Here is a 14,514-nt window from a genome sequence, read left to right on the forward strand (position 1 = left end):
GGACGCGTCCACCCGTTAGACTCGGTTGTTGGGTTTATTTGACCTATCTCACACGACTTTACATAACTCAGGAGGACGCTTGCTTAGCGCATTTGGCCGGGCCTTTCGCACGCCTGATCTGCGACGCAAGTTGTTGTTCACGCTGGGAATCATCACAATCTTCCGCTTGGGTGCCTTCGTCCCCTCGCCTGGTGTGAACTACCAGAATGTCCAGCAATGCTTGCAGAACGGTCAGACCACGGGCGGCATCTATCAGCTCGTCAACCTGTTCAGCGGCGGTGCACTGCTCCAGGTGTCCGTCTTCGCCCTGGGCATCATGCCGTACATCACGGCGAGCATCATCGTCCAACTGCTCCGAGTGGTCATTCCCCGCTTCCAGCAGCTGTACGAGGAAGGCGCCGCGGGGCAGTCGAAGCTGACGCAGTACACGCGTTACCTGACTATCGCCCTCGGCCTGCTCAACGCCACGACCCTGGTCTCGCTCGCACGCTCCGGCCAGCTGCTGCCGAACTGCCAGCTGCCGATCATCCCGGACGACAGCATCGTCACCACGATCCTCATCATCATCACGTTGACCGCCGGTACCGGCCTCATCATGTGGATGGGCGAGCTCGTGACCGAAAAGGGTGTCGGCAACGGCATGTCGCTGCTGATCTTCACCTCGATCGTTTCCAGCTTCCCCGGCTCGCTCGGCGCCATCTGGACCTCTCAGGGCCCCGGCACCTTCTTCATGGTCCTGGTCATCGGCCTGCTGACCGTGGCCGCAGTGGTCTTCGTGGAGCAGTCCCAGCGCCGCATTCCGGTGCAGTACGCCAAGCGGATGATTGGCCGGCGGACCGTCGGCGGCACCAGCACGTACATCCCGATCAAGGTGAACATGGCCGGCGTCGTGCCCGTCATCTTCGCATCCTCGATGCTGTACCTGCCGGGCCTGATCTCGCAGTTCAACCAGCCCCAGCCCGGCGAGCCGCTTGCACCCTGGGTGGAGTGGATCAACAACAACCTGGTCCGCGGCGACCAGCCGATCTACATGGTGCTCTACTTCGCCATGATTGTGTTCTTCACTTACTTCTATGTTGCGATCACTTTCAACCCTGAAGAAGTTTCTGACAACATGAAGAAGTACGGCGGCTTCATTCCGGGTATCCGTGCAGGCAAGCCGACCGCAGACTACCTGCAGTATGTGCTTGCCAGGATCACGCTCCCCGGTGCCATTTACCTGGCTTTTGTGGCACTCATCCCGCTGGTCGCACTGGTCCTGATCAATGCCAACCAGAACTTCCCGTTCGGTGGCACCTCGATCCTGATCATGGTCGGCGTAGGTTTGGAGACCGTCAAGCAGATTGATGCGCAGCTACAGCAGCGTCACTACGAAGGGCTTTTGCGATGACGAGAATGTTGATTATCGGACCTCCCGGCTCCGGCAAGGGAACGCAGGCGGAGCGCATTTCGGAGCGCCTCGGCGTGATTGCGATCTCCACAGGGGATATCTTCCGCGCCAACGTCAAGGGTGAGACGCCGTTGGGCATCGAAGCCAAGAAGTACATGGACGCGGGCGACTTTGTCCCGGACAGCGTGACCAACAAGATGGTCCGCGACCGCCTTGGCGAGGACGACGTGGCGAACGGCTTCCTCCTGGACGGCTACCCGCGCACCACCGCGCAGGTGGACTACCTCGACGGGATCCTGGCCGACGGCGACCAGAAGCTCGACGTCGTCCTGCAGCTCACGGCCGACGACGAGGAACTCGTCACCCGCCTGCTGGGCCGCGCCCTGGAAACCGGACGCACTGACGACAACGAAGCCGTCATCCGGCACCGCCTTGATCTTTACCACGAGCAGACGGAGGCTGTGGTCGCCAAGTATGCCGACCGCGGCATCCTGACCCGCGTCGATGGCATCGGCGGCATCGACGAGGTCACCGACCGCGTCATGCAGGCCATCAAAGAGGCCCAGACGGCCTGATAGGCCACGAACCTCGAGGCCCCTCCCGGATGATCGGGAGGGGCCTCCGCCATTTGGCCGGTGGGCCTCTCCCCGCCGGCCAGCCCCATTGAAAGGAAGTTGCTGATGGCATTCGGCCAGCCACGCATCGAATACAAGACCAACGCCCAGATGCGCTCCATGCACGAGGCAGGGCTCGTCCTCAGCCGGGCACTCGACGCCGCGGTAGCGGCCGCTGCGCCGGGGAAGACCACCAAGGACCTGGACGCCGTGTTTGCCGCGGTGCTCAAGGACGCCGGTGCCACTTCGAATTTCCTGGGCTACCACGGCTTCCCCGCCATGATCTGCACCTCGGTCAATGAGGAGGTCGTACACGGCATCCCAGGGGACCGCGTCCTGCAGGACGGGGACATCCTCTCGATCGACGGCGGCGCGATTCTGGGCGGCTGGCACTCCGACTCCGCCCGCACCGTGATCGTGGGCACCGCGGACCCCGAGGACCAGCGGCTCTCCGACGTCACCGAGGCCGCGATGTGGCACGGGATTGCCGCCCTGGCGACCGGGAAGTTCGTCGGCGACATCGGCAACGCCGTGGACGACTATGTTTCCTCCGTGCCCGGTAAGGCGCTGGGCATCCTCGAGGACTACGTGGGCCACGGCATCGGCTCCGAGATGCACATGGCCCCCGACGTCCCGAACTACCGCACCAACCACCACGGGCCGAAGATCCGCCCGGGGCTGTGCCTGGCCATCGAACCGATGCTGGTGCGCGGCGGCATCGAAACCGCCGTGCTGGAGGATGACTGGACCGTGGTGACAACCGACGGCAAGCGCTCCTGCCAGTGGGAGCATTCCGTTGCGGTCCACGACAAGGGCATCTGGGTGCTCTCCGCGCCCGACGGGGGAGCCGCGAAACTGGCCCCTCTCGGCGTCGTGCCCGTCCCGATCCCCTAGCCTCCTGCGCGCAGCGGTGCGCCCGCGGCACCCAGCGACGCGCACAACCGCCAGCGACCCGCGCTGGCGCCCGCGACGCGCACAAGCGCCGGCGACGCCCGGGATTGCCCGCGACACGGCAAGACCCTGGCGACGCCTGAATACGGCAGCGCCAGGGTTTTATCGCGTCGGCGGAAAATACGAGCAGCGGGAGTGACCACGCTCGGCGCGTGTTACCGCCGTTGACCCGCGCTGGCGCCGGCGATGCCCGGGATTGCTCGCGACACAGAAAGACCCTGGCGACGCCGGAATACGGCAGCGCCAGGGGTTTATCGCGTCGGCGGAAAATACGAGCAGCAGGAGTGACCACGCTCGGCGCGTGTTACCGCCGTTGACCCGCGCTGGCGCCGGCGATGCCCGGGATTGCTAGCGACACAGCAAGACCCTGGCGACGCCGGAATACGGCAGCGCCAGGGCTTTATCGCGTCGGGGGAAAATACGAGCAGCGGGAGTGACCACGCTCGGCGTCGTGCCCGTCCCGATCCCCTAGCCTCCGGCACGCAGCGGGGCGCCCACGGCACCCGGCGACGCGCATCACCGCCAGGACCCGCGCTGGCGCCCGCGGCGCGCCTCATGGCCCGAGACACGACGAATCCCTGGCATTGCTGGAAGACCAGCAGCGCCAGGGATTCGTCGCAGGGGCGGAGACCGAGCGTGTCGTCAGCTCTTGAGCTTGGGCTTTACGTCCTTGGTGTAGATGCCCTCCAGGGTGGCCTTGAGCGCCGTCATGGTGGCCTGGACGTCGCCTTGCTGGGTGAGGATCGCCGCGGCGGACTTGGCCATCTCCTGGTCCGCGCCCGGCAGGAACACGCGGGCGTTGTCCTGCACCCGGGTCACGGCAAGCTGGTCCATGGCGGTCTTGATCTGCGGGGTCTTTGCCAGCACCGCGGTCATGTCGGCCGAGGTGCGGGTGGGCATGTAGCCGGTGGCCGCGGAGAACTGAGCCGTGTTTTCCGGTTCCGTCATGAATTTCAGGAAGGTGGCAGCTGCGAGCTGCACCTCCTTGCTGACGCCGCTGGGGATGCCCAGGCCTGCGCCGCCGGTGGGGCACACCGGGCTTTCGTTCTTCGGACCGCCTGGCAGGTAGCCGACGCCCACGTTGAACTTCGCGGACTTCAGGACCCCCAGCAGGGAACCCGTCGAGGAAATCGTTGACGAGGTGATCCCCGCAGCAAAGTCATCGGCCGCTTCCTTGGACGAGACGCCGGCCCACTTGTCCTTGAAGATGGAGTCCTGGGCCCACTGCAGCGCGGCGACCGACTCGGCCGAATCGCAGTTGAAGGTCCACTCGTTGGACCAGCTGCCGCCCCAGCCCCACAGGTTGTTCTGCAGGGTCCAGCCTGCGTAGCCGGCCAGGGCCGGGTAGATGTACGCGTACTGGGCACCCGAACTGGCCTTCAGTTTGGGCGCCCACTCGGCGAACTCCTGCCAGGTCTTCGGGGCGCGGTCCGGCAGCCCGGCGGCCTTGAAGTGGTCCTTGTTGTAGTAGAACAGCGGGGTGGAACGGCCGTAGGGGAGCGCCCACTGCTTGTCCTCGTACTGGTAATCCGCGATCAGGGACTTCTGGAAGTCATCGACCTTGACGTCCAGCTGCTTGATCAGGCTGTCCAGGGCGATGATGTTGCCGTTGGAGTAGTACCGGAACCACCAGACATCCGAGAGCACCACGAGGCCCGGAAGGCCGGACTTCGCGGCCTGGGAGGTCTGGAACTTCTGGGCGATTTCCTCATAGTTCGCCCCGGCGGTGACCAGGTTGACCTTGATCTCCGGGAACTTGGCATGGAACTTCTCGATAATGGCCTTTTCCACGTCCTGGGACTTGCCCGGGTGGTTGGACCAGAAATCGATCGAGGCTGCGGGCTTGACCCCGCTGAAATCGATGTCGGCGGCCGCGGTCGCCGCCGCGGGGCCTGTGGTGGACGGGCCCCCGCAGGCCGACAGTGCGGCGGCGCCGGCGCCGGCACCTGCCAGTCCCAGGAAGTGCCTGCGGTCAAGATTCAATGCCATGGTGGATCCTCTCGATGATGCTGACTCGTTGAATGGCTGTGTTTGAGTTGGAGCTTTCGAAGGCACCGTCACCCGGTGACGCTGCCCTGGGTGAGGCCGGCCACGATGTAACGCTGCAGAGCCGCGAAAACCAGCAAGATGGGTACGATCACCAGCACGGCACCGGCCATCAGGATGCCCCAGCCGGAGCCGTTGCCCTCGGAGTTCTGCAGCAGCGTCAGGCCGACCGGCAGGGTCATCGTCTCGGGGCGGTCGGTGATGATCAGCGGCCAGATGTAGTCGTTCCATTCGCTCACGACGACGACGAGGGCAACCGTGGCGATTGACGGTCCGGAAACCGGCGCCACGATCTGCCAGAGGCGGCGCCAGTGGCCGGCGCCGTCGATCTCTGCCGATTCCAGGATGGAGGCGGGCAGGGTCATGAAGTGCTGGCGCAGCAGGAACGTGCCAAACGCCGTGCCCAGGCCCGGGAGGATGATGCCCCACAGTGTGTTCTTGCCGCCCATCCCTGCGATCAGGATGTAGTTGGGCAGGATGGATACCTGCGGGGGGACCATCAGGGCCACCAGGATCAGCACGAAGATGACGTTCTTGTACGGGAAACGGACAAACACGAGCGCGTAGGCGGTCAGGATGGCCAGCAGGACCTTGATGGTGGCGCCCACGGTGGTGACAATCAGGCTGTTCATAAAGAACTGGGCGAAAGGGACCGTCGTCATGGCGATGTTGTAGTTCTGGGGATTAAGGCTCTCCGGCAGGATCTGCAAGTCCATGGTGATGATCTCGCCGGGCAGCTTGAACGAACTCAGCACCATCCACAGCAGCGGCAGGAACACCACCAGGGTGGTGAGGATCAGCGGAAGATAGCCGCCGGCAATGGTCTGCGTCAGGTTGGCCCGGGAGAACGGCCGGGGACGCTGCAGGGGTATCTCGGGTTCCGCGCCGGAGGCGGGGCCGGCATGGGCGGCGGGGTCAGGGCTGACGGGGGAGAGCGGCCTCACGAGTAGTGCACCTTCCGTTCGACAAACCGCAGCTGCAGCACGGTGATGATGAGCAGGATCGCGAACAGAATCACCGAGATTGCCGCCGAGTAGCCGGCCCGGTTGAACGCCCCGAAGGCCTGGAGGTAGGCCTCGTAGATCAGGGTGCTGGTGCCGTTGCCCAGCGGGGTCATGATCCGGATCAGGTCGAAAGCCTGCAGCGAGCTGAGCATCGTGGTGATGAGCAGGAAGAACGTCGTGGGGGAGAGCAGCGGCAGGGCCATGCTGACGAAGCGCTTGAAGCCGTTGGCCCCGTCGAGCGACGCGGCCTCCATAACATCCTGCGGGAGCGACTGCAGCCCGGCAAGGTAGACGACGGCGCAGTAGCCCAGGTTCTTCCAGACGTAGACGATGATGACCATCACCAGGGACAACTGGGGATCATTGATCCACTGCGGACTCTGCTGGCCGATGCCGCGCAGCAGCCAGGCGAGCACCCCGTAGCCGGGATCGAAGATGAACAGCCAGACGAGGCCGACGCCGACGCCGCTGAGCACGTAGGGGGCGAAGACGGCTGAGCGTGCGAACGTTGTGCCGCGGATCTTGGAGTTCAGGGCCAGGGCCACCAGCAGGCCCAGGATCATGGACCCGCCGACGGTGATGAGGGTGAACATGGCGGTGGTGCCCAGGACCTTGGTGGCGTCAGAACTGGTGAAGAACGTGACGTAGTTATCCAGGCCCACCGCCGTGGCCGAGGCGGAGCCCAGCGTCCAGTCGAGGGTGGAGTAGTAGATGTTGTTGAAGAGCGGGAGGTAGGTGAACACCGCAATCAGGATCAGGTTGGGCAGGGCCAGGGCCAGGAACACGAAGAAGTCCCGGCGGGCTCTGGCGGACCAGCGGGCACGCGGCGCCGGAGCCGGTTTGGCCTCGACGGCGGCGCGCGGCCGGTCGGTCAATTGTCGCGTCATTCAAGTCTCTAACGGGTCCGTGCCGGCCGGGGCAGGCGGGTGGGCGGGGAAACCTTGCTATCACTTCACCACATGGTTGGTGGGCAGAAACCCGCACGAGACACCAGTAGAGCTTTGTTGTCCAAGGCTTCGTTGCCCGTTAACGCTGTGTTGCCTGCAGTATTGCACAACGCCAGTTTGGGACACGGACGTCCGGGCGAGATTCTTCCAGACGCTGGGCGGCCGATCCGGGCAGTGGCCCCGCACCGGAGGGCACAATAGAGCCATGACTGCGATTACTGATGTGCCGGGCCTGAGAGTGGGTCATGCCGGCAGGACGGGCGGGGGCTGGCTGAGCGGGGTGACGGTGGTGCTCCCGCCCGCCGGGACGGTGGGCTCCGTCGATGTCCGGGGCGGCGGGCCCGGGACGCACGAGACGGACGCCCTGGACCCCACGACGCTGACCCGGACCGTCGACGCCGTCGTGCTCACCGGGGGAAGCGCCTTCGGTCTCGCCGCGGCCCACGGGGCCCAGCGCTGGTGCGAGGAGAATGGCCGGGGATTCGCAGTGACCGGCGGCGTGGTCCCGATCGTCCCGGCGGCCGCCATTTTCGACCTGGGCCGCGGCGGGAATTTCGCGGCCCGCCCGGACGCGGCCATGGGCTACGCGGCCACCGCGGACGCCGCCGCACGCAATATCGGGCACGACGTCGAACGCGGCAACGTCGGCGCCGGCACCGGAGCAGCAATCGGCCGGGGCACCTACAAAGGCGGAGTAGGCACAGCCTCCATCACCCTGGACAACGGGGTCGTTGTAGGGGCCATAGCAGTAGTCAACGCTTTGGGACTGCCGTTCGGCACATCGCCGCAGAGGGTTGCGCCCGTTTCGGCGAAAGCTGCGCCGGAACGTCCGGAGCAGGCGCCGCCGGGAGAGCTGCCCCCGCTCAACACCACCCTTGTCGTCGTCGCCACGAACGCGGTCCTGGACAAGGCCGAATGCAAGCGCACGGCGTCGGCCGCCCACGCCGGGCTGGCCCGGGCGCTGAACCCCAGTCACACCCTCGCGGACGGGGACACCGTCTTCTGCCTCGCCACCGGCGCGCTGGCACTGGACCGCAGCAGCGAGGCCGCCCGGCAGGCGGGCCTGATCACCCTGCAGAGCGCGGCAGCCGACGTCGTGCGTCTGGCCATCCTGGACGGGATCGACTGCGCGGAGGCCGTGAGCACGCCGGCGGGCGAATTGGGTGCATACGGAGGCTGAGTACGCTACGCTTGCGGGATTTAACATTCAGGCCGTCATGGCGTAATGTTTGGTGTTGGTTGTCTGCCCTGTTGTGCCCTTTTGGGACCGGGAGGCATCAGCCAATCAATCAAAAACGTCCGCGGTTATTTCCGGTGCAAGCCGAAGGGCTGCGGCAAACAACAGTTAGCGGAGGGTATGGCCAAGAAGGACGGGGTCATTGAGATCGAGGGCGTTGTGACTGAGGCGCTGCCTAACGCGATGTTTCGCGTTGAGCTCACCAACAAGCACATCGTTCTGGCACACATCTCTGGAAAGATGCGCCAGCACTACATCAGGATTCTCCCTGAGGACCGGGTAGTGGTGGAGCTGAGCCCGTACGACCTGACACGTGGTCGTATCGTCTACCGCTACAAGTAAACACTGGGCGGCCAGAGCAACAGCCGAAGGCCGGTCCAGCTGACCACTGCAACACGCAAAGGAACGCCATGAAGGTCAAGCCGAGCGTCAAGCAGATCTGCGAAAAGTGCAAAGTGATCCGCCGTAATGGCCGGGTCATGGTGATCTGCGAGAACCCGCGCCACAAGCAGCGCCAGGGCTAATTTCCCTCTTCGGGAAATCCTGGGTTGCTAACCCACGCAAGTAAATAAAAGGCAGCACAAGCTGATCTGGGACACTGAGCTAGAACGAGTCCGGACAGCCAACCCCCGGTCGGAGGCTGGGGCCGCACGGAATGTGCGGGTGTACTGCCTACGACCTCCGGTTTATTCAAGGAGCACTGCCTCTATGGCTCGTCTCGCTGGCGTAGACATTCCCCGCGAAAAGCGGTTGGAAATTGCGCTTACTTACATCTACGGCGTGGGCAAGACCCGTGCACACGAAACCCTGGCTGCCACCGGCATCAGCGCGGACGTTCGGGTCAAGGACCTGTCCGACGCCGAGCTCGTCCAGCTGCGTGATTACATTGAAGGCAACTACAAGGTTGAGGGTGACCTTCGCCGCGAAGTAGCAGCAGATATCCGCCGCAAGGTTGAAATCGGCAGCTACGAAGGTATTCGCCACCGTAAGGGCCTGCCAGTGCGCGGACAGCGTACGAAGACGAACGCACGTACCCGCAAGGGTCCGAAGCGCACCGTTGCAGGCAAGAAGAAGACCAGATAGGTCCTGAGGGACTAACTCGGTTTTCCCCCAATAACTTTCTGTAGGAGAAATAATGCCCCCGAAGACTCGTGGCGCGGTTCGCAAGCCGCGTAAGAAGGACAAAAAGAATATCGCGCTGGGCCAGGCGCACATCAAGAGCACCTTTAACAACACCATCGTGTCCATCACGGACCCGAACGGTGCTGTCATCTCCTGGGCTTCGTCCGGTGAGGTTGGCTTCAAGGGCTCACGTAAGTCCACCCCGTTCGCAGCCCAGATGGCCGCCGAAGCCGCCGCAAAGCGTGCGCAGGAGCACGGTATGCGCAAGGTTGACGTATTCGTCAAGGGCCCGGGCTCGGGACGTGAAACGGCTATCCGTTCACTGCAGGCCGCTGGCCTTGAGGTTGGATCCATCCAGGATGTAACCCCCAGCGCCCACAACGGCTGCCGTCCGCCGAAGCGCCGCCGCGTCTAAGGCTTTCCAACGCACCGGTGCTTGCCCGGACCCCCACGGGTCCGGGCAAGCCCAGCCGCGTTAAGTCTTCAGACCGATCTTTCCACCACCTGTGTTGCGTCATATAGCGGATGCTCGCCGAAAGGAAACCTAAGTGCTCATTGCACAGCGCCCCACCCTCTCCGAAGAGGTCGTCTCCGATAACCGCTCCCGCTTCATCATTGAACCGCTGGAGCCCGGTTTCGGTTACACCCTCGGAAACTCCCTCCGCCGTACCCTGCTCTCTTCCATCCCCGGTGCCTCTGTCACGAGCATCCGGATCGATGGCGTGCTGCACGAGTTCACCACGGTTCCGGGTGTCAAGGAAGATGTCACTGAGATCATCCTGAACATCAAGAACCTGTCGGTCTCCTCCGAGCACGACGAGCCGGTTGTTGCTTACCTGCGCAAGCAGGGCCCGGGAGTCGTCACCGCCGCGGACATCGCTCCGCCGGCCGGCGTCGAATTCCACAACCCGGATCTGCACATTGCCACGCTGAACTCGAAGGGCAAGTTCGAACTCGAACTGACCATCGAGCGCGGCCGCGGCTACGTTTCGGCAGCTCAGAACAAGTCCGGCGACTCCGAGATCGGCCGTATTCCGGTCGACTCGATCTACTCGCCGGTCCTGAAGGTTACTTTCCGCGTGGAAGCAACCCGTGTTGAGCAGCGCACTGACTTCGACAAGCTCATTGTCGACGTCGAGACCAAGCAGGCCATCGCCCCGCGCGATGCTGTCGCTTCGGCAGGTACCACCCTGGTGGAACTGTTCGGTCTGGCCCGCGAGCTGAACACCGCAGCTGAAGGTATCGAGATCGGCCCGTCGCCGACGGATGCTGCCCTGGCAGCAGACATGGCCCTGCCGATCGAGGATCTGGACCTCACCGTCCGTTCCTACAACTGCCTCAAGCGTGAGGGCATCCACTCCGTGGGTGAACTCGTGGCCCGCTCCGAGGCCGACCTCATGGACATCCGTAACTTCGGTGCGAAGTCCATCGATGAGGTCAAGGCAAAGCTGGTTGAACTGGGCCTGTCCCTCAAGGACTCGCCTCCCGGTTTTGACCTCGCAGCACGCGCCGCAGCAATTGAAGAGGACGACGCCGCTTTCAGCGACGACGAGCTCTAACAAACAGATCTTGGCCTGCCGGCTGGTGCACCACGGTGTGCGCAGCCCAACGGCTTCCATATGAGGAGAAACTATTATGCCTACCCCCGCTAAGGGTCCGCGCCTCGGAGGCGGAGCGAGTCACGAGCGCCTGATGCTCGCGAACCTGTCCGCAGCACTGTTCGAGCACAAGCGGATCACCACCACGGTGACCAAGGCCAAGCGGCTGAAGCCGTACGCCGAGCGCCTGGTGACTTTCGCCAAGCGTGGTGACCTGGCTTCCCGCCGCCGTGTACTCGGCCTGATCAGCGACAAGGGCATCGTCCACGAGCTGTTCACCGACATTGCCCAGGCAGTGGAAAACCGCAACGGTGGCTACACCCGCATCACCAAGATCGGCAACCGCAAGGGCGACAACGCTCCCATGGCTGTCATCGAACTGGTTCTCGAGCCGGTTTCCGCCAAGCAGGCAGTCGTTGCCGAGGCTACCCAGGCTGCCGCCAAGGCTGCTCCGGCTGCCGAGGAAGCTCCCGTCGAGGCCGAGGCCGCTGAGTCCAAGTACGCCGGCTCCAAGCCTGCCACCGCTGACAATGCTGCTCCTGAGGGCTTCGCTGTCAAGGGCAACGAGGACTCCATGAAGTTCCACGTACCGGGCTCCCGCTGGTACAACGAAACGGTTGCTGAAGTCTGGTTCGAATCCGCAGAATCGGCAGCAGCTGCCGGCTTCGCCCCTGCCGGCGGCGACGCTGCGCAGGCTGGCGACGCTGAGTAGTCTCGCCTTCTTTCGGCAGTAGATTGAAGTCTATGAACCACCAGAAACCCGCTGCCCCCGCTAGAGGGGGCGGCGGGTTTTTGCGTGTCCGGCTTGATCTTGCGTACGACGGCGGACCGTTCAGCGGGTGGGCCGTCCAGCCCGGACGGCGTACCGTCCAGGGCACCCTGGAAGAGGCCATTGGATTGCTGATCCGCAGGCCCATCAGGGTCACCGTCGCCGGGCGGACCGACGCCGGCGTGCACGCCCGCGGCCAGGTGGTGCACGTGGACTTCACGGAGACGGAGTGGATGGGCCTCAACCGCGGTGTGGAGCTGGATCCTGCGGTCGCCCTGCTGCGGCGGCTCCGCGGCGCCCTCAGTTGCGGGCTGGGCGACCTGACCGGGGCCATCGAGGTCCGCAAGGTCTCCATCGCTACCGAAGGGTTCGACGCCCGGTTCTCCGCGCTCTGGCGCCGCTACAGCTACCGGATTGCAGATGGCCCTCTCCTCTGGGACCCGCTGGGCCGCACCGCCACCCTGTGGCATCAGGACCGGCTCGACGTCGGCCTGCTCAACGAAGGTGCCTCGCAGCTGCTGGGACTCCAGGATTTCCGGTCCTACTGCAAGCCGCGCGAAGGCGCCACGACCATCCGTGAACTTCAGCGGTTCGAGTTTGCCCGCGGCGCTGACGGCGTCCTGGTGGCCACGGTCCAGGCCGATGCGTTCTGCCACAACATGGTGCGCTCCCTGGTGGGATCGGCGCTGTTTGTGGGGGCCGGCATCGAGGAGCCGGGCTGGCTGCACGAACGGCTGCTCAAGCGGCAGCGGGACGCCAAGTCCGTGCTGGCCGCCCCGCACCCCCTGGTGCTGGAAGAGGTGGCGTACCCCTCGGCCAGCGGGCTGCTGGCCCGGGCCGAGCTGACGCGCGCTGTGCGCCAGTAGCGCAGCCTGCATCCGCCACACCTGGAAACACGCGTCCGCAGGACCTAGGAAGCAGGCGGCGCCGCCTCGGCGGGAAGCTCCACGGTGAAGGTGCTCCCGCAGCCAGGACGCGTGCTGCAGGAAATGGTACCGCCGTGCCGTTCGATGATCGCCTTGGTGATGGACAGGCCCAGCCCGGCACCGGGAATCGGGCCCCCGCGGACCACGGGGCTGCGGAAGAAGCGGGTGAAGACCCTGTCGGCGTCGGCAGCTGTCATGCCCATTCCTTCGTCCTTCACGTGCAGCAGCACCCGGCCGCCCCCGGAGCTCGCGGAGACGTGGACGGTGCCGCCGTCGGGCGAATACTTGATGGCATTGGAGACGAGATTGTCGAGGGCCTGGCTGATCCGCAGCGGGTCCACCTCGGCCCAGAGCGGACCCGGCAGGTCCGTGGATAGCGTAACCTGCGATGCCTGGGCGTGGGCCTGGGCCGAGCCGAGGCTCGCTTCGACCAGGCTTGCCAGGTCGGTCCGGCGCGGGTTGACGTGCATGGCTGAGTCGGCGGCCATCATCAGGTCCGAGACCAGTGCCAGCAGCCGCTCGGCGTTCCGCTGCGCGATTTCAATCCGGCGCACGGCGGCAGGGGAGAGCTCTGCCGATTCGCCGAGGATTAGGTCCAGGTTGCCGATGATCGACGTCAACGGGGTGCGGAACTCGTGCGAGACGGTGGAAACAAGGCCGTCCTTGGCCAACAGGGCCTCGGCCAGCCCGGTGACCTCGTCGGTGAGCAGCCGTTCGCGTTCGCGGCTGTCGGCGAGGAGGGTATGAAGCTCGGCTTCCCGCCCCCGGGTCAGCCGGAACAAAGTCTGCAGACGCCCCGGGAATCGCACAGAGAAACCCTGCGGATTCCGGACAAGTTGCTGTCTACCCAATAAGACCGCGCCCCTTCTCGCTGTTTCAATTTATCGGCCTTCCTCACGCTAGCTTTACACAGGATGAATATTTGTGGCTGCAGCTGTGCCTAAACAGTAATTACCGCTATAGCGTGGGTACTCTGACATTACTGGCGCACCACGAGTGCGCTGCAGTAACAACACGGCTGCTATGGGGGTAGATGCCGCAGCGTTCAGATGCAAAGGGGGGCCATGCCTGATTTGGGAGTAGCAGTCGTCGTCGAGGACGACGAAGACGTGCGTCACCTCGTTGAAGCGGTGTTGAGCCAGGCGGGATTTGACGTCCACGGCGCGGCCAGCGGGCGTGCGGGGGTTGAGGCAGTGCGCAGCCGGAAGGCCAGCGTCGTCACCTTGGACGTGGGCCTGCACGACATTGACGGCTTTGAAGTCCTGCGCCGGATCCGGGAGTTCAGCGACGCCTATGTAGTCATGCTGACCGCCAGGACGGATGAGCTGGACACGCTTACCGCACTGCACACCGGGGCCGACGATTTTATGACCAAACCGTTCCGCCCGCGCGAGCTGCGGGCGCGGGTCGCGGCGATGATGCGCCGGCCCCGGCAGGGCGCAGGTACGGGCGCAGGGGCACGGGCCGAGGCGGGCGGGGAGGTCGCCGTCACGGACGGTGTTGGGATCTCGGCGTTGGACGCTGAGCATGACCCCGGTTCCGCCCTTGACCCCGGGGAGTCCGGAGCGGAGGTCCTGCGTCACAATGGGCTTTCACTGAACACGGCCACCCGGACGGTGGTCTCGCACGGCAAGGAGTTGGTGCTCACGCGCAGCGAATTCGACCTCCTCCAGGAGGTGTTGCGGGGGTCCGGGGCGGTTCGAACCCGGTCGGACCTGGTGCGTGTGGTGCGGGGAGGGCACTACCGTGACGACACCTACATCAGCGGAGCTGATGAACGGGCGGTGGAGGTCCACATCGGGAATCTCCGTCGCAAGCTCGGCGAAGATCCCCAGAACCCCCGATGGCTGATCACTGTTCGCGGAGTAGGTTACCGGCGGGCGCCGAGCCGGGCCTAGAAGTTTGTCCCG

The 14,514-nt window shown here is 64.7% G+C and carries 16 protein-coding genes; 12 read left to right on the top strand and 4 right to left on the bottom strand.

Annotated features, from left to right (window positions below; genetic code table 11):
* The first annotated feature begins 79 nt into the window (after nucleotides 1-79).
* From secY to map, 3 genes are all read left to right on the top strand, one after another.
* Nucleotides 80-1,390, top strand: coding sequence for a preprotein translocase subunit SecY (secY, locus tag ACZYX4_RS00855; protein WP_463873193.1), 1,311 nt, complete (start codon nucleotides 80-82; stop codon nucleotides 1,388-1,390).
* Nucleotides 1,391-1,395: 5 nt separating this feature from the next.
* Nucleotides 1,396-1,965 (top strand): adenylate kinase, encoded by a 570-nt coding sequence (locus ACZYX4_RS00860; protein ID WP_463873194.1) that lies wholly within the window; start codon nucleotides 1,396-1,398, stop codon nucleotides 1,963-1,965.
* Nucleotides 1,966-2,070: 105 nt separating this feature from the next.
* Complete coding sequence (gene map / locus ACZYX4_RS00865) at nucleotides 2,071-2,898, top strand: type I methionyl aminopeptidase (RefSeq protein ID WP_463872989.1); 828 nt, start codon at nucleotides 2,071-2,073, stop codon at nucleotides 2,896-2,898.
* 699 nt (nucleotides 2,899-3,597) lie between these two features.
* On the opposite strand, the gene ACZYX4_RS00870 is transcribed toward map, so the two are convergent.
* From ACZYX4_RS00870 to ACZYX4_RS00880, 3 genes are all read right to left on the bottom strand, one after another.
* Nucleotides 3,598-4,944 carry an ABC transporter substrate-binding protein gene (locus ACZYX4_RS00870; protein ID WP_463872990.1) on the bottom strand — a complete coding sequence of 449 codons (1,347 nt, stop codon included), beginning with the start codon at nucleotides 4,942-4,944 and terminating at the stop codon, nucleotides 3,598-3,600.
* A 68-nt stretch (nucleotides 4,945-5,012) separates the two neighbouring features.
* Nucleotides 5,013-5,945: a carbohydrate ABC transporter permease gene (locus ACZYX4_RS00875; RefSeq protein ID WP_463872991.1), complete on the bottom strand. Its 933-nt coding sequence runs from the start codon at nucleotides 5,943-5,945 to the stop codon at nucleotides 5,013-5,015.
* Nucleotides 5,942-6,892 carry a carbohydrate ABC transporter permease gene (locus ACZYX4_RS00880; RefSeq protein ID WP_463872992.1) on the bottom strand — a complete coding sequence of 317 codons (951 nt, stop codon included), beginning with the start codon at nucleotides 6,890-6,892 and terminating at the stop codon, nucleotides 5,942-5,944. The genes ACZYX4_RS00875 and ACZYX4_RS00880 overlap by 4 nt, the downstream gene beginning before the upstream one ends.
* A gap of 265 nt (nucleotides 6,893-7,157) precedes the next feature.
* On the opposite strand from ACZYX4_RS00880, the gene ACZYX4_RS00885 reads away from it, so the two are divergent.
* The 8 genes from ACZYX4_RS00885 to ACZYX4_RS00920 all read left to right on the top strand — a co-directional run bounded on the left by ACZYX4_RS00885 (nucleotide 7,158) and on the right by ACZYX4_RS00920 (nucleotide 12,544).
* A complete protein-coding gene (locus ACZYX4_RS00885) occupies nucleotides 7,158-8,132 on the top strand; it encodes a P1 family peptidase (RefSeq protein ID WP_463872993.1) in 975 nt (324 codons plus the stop codon).
* Nucleotides 8,133-8,309: 177 nt separating this feature from the next.
* On the top strand, nucleotides 8,310-8,531 hold the full coding sequence (infA, locus tag ACZYX4_RS00890; RefSeq protein ID WP_009358723.1) for a translation initiation factor IF-1: 222 nt from the start codon (nucleotides 8,310-8,312) through the stop codon (nucleotides 8,529-8,531).
* 68 nt (nucleotides 8,532-8,599) lie between these two features.
* Complete coding sequence (gene rpmJ, locus ACZYX4_RS00895; protein ID WP_009358722.1) at nucleotides 8,600-8,713, top strand: 50S ribosomal protein L36; 114 nt, start codon at nucleotides 8,600-8,602, stop codon at nucleotides 8,711-8,713.
* Nucleotides 8,714-8,897: 184 nt separating this feature from the next.
* On the top strand, nucleotides 8,898-9,272 hold the full coding sequence (rpsM, locus tag ACZYX4_RS00900) for a 30S ribosomal protein S13 (protein WP_024366110.1): 375 nt from the start codon (nucleotides 8,898-8,900) through the stop codon (nucleotides 9,270-9,272).
* Between the two features lie 52 nt (nucleotides 9,273-9,324).
* Nucleotides 9,325-9,726, top strand: coding sequence for a 30S ribosomal protein S11 (gene rpsK / locus ACZYX4_RS00905; protein ID WP_018773682.1), 402 nt, complete (start codon nucleotides 9,325-9,327; stop codon nucleotides 9,724-9,726).
* A gap of 133 nt (nucleotides 9,727-9,859) precedes the next feature.
* The gene (locus ACZYX4_RS00910) at nucleotides 9,860-10,870 is read left to right on the top strand and encodes a DNA-directed RNA polymerase subunit alpha (RefSeq protein WP_307034754.1); all 1,011 of its coding nucleotides are present in this window, start codon (nucleotides 9,860-9,862) and stop codon (nucleotides 10,868-10,870) included.
* A 76-nt stretch (nucleotides 10,871-10,946) separates the two neighbouring features.
* Nucleotides 10,947-11,621 (top strand): 50S ribosomal protein L17, sunset domain variant, encoded by a 675-nt coding sequence (gene rplQ / locus ACZYX4_RS00915; RefSeq protein WP_463872994.1) that lies wholly within the window; start codon nucleotides 10,947-10,949, stop codon nucleotides 11,619-11,621.
* Between the two features lie 32 nt (nucleotides 11,622-11,653).
* Nucleotides 11,654-12,544 (top strand): tRNA pseudouridine synthase A, encoded by an 891-nt coding sequence (locus ACZYX4_RS00920; protein ID WP_463872995.1) that lies wholly within the window; start codon nucleotides 11,654-11,656, stop codon nucleotides 12,542-12,544.
* A 44-nt stretch (nucleotides 12,545-12,588) separates the two neighbouring features.
* Here ACZYX4_RS00920 and ACZYX4_RS00925 read toward each other — a convergent pair whose 3' ends face one another.
* Nucleotides 12,589-13,413, bottom strand: coding sequence for a sensor histidine kinase (locus ACZYX4_RS00925; RefSeq protein WP_463872996.1), 825 nt, complete (start codon nucleotides 13,411-13,413; stop codon nucleotides 12,589-12,591).
* Between the two features lie 255 nt (nucleotides 13,414-13,668).
* On the opposite strand from ACZYX4_RS00925, the gene ACZYX4_RS00930 reads away from it, so the two are divergent.
* Complete coding sequence (locus ACZYX4_RS00930) at nucleotides 13,669-14,502, top strand: response regulator transcription factor (RefSeq protein ID WP_463872997.1); 834 nt, start codon at nucleotides 13,669-13,671, stop codon at nucleotides 14,500-14,502.
* The last annotated feature ends 12 nt before the right edge of the window (nucleotides 14,503-14,514 follow it).

The organism is Pseudarthrobacter leeuwenhoeki, assembly GCF_055412885.1.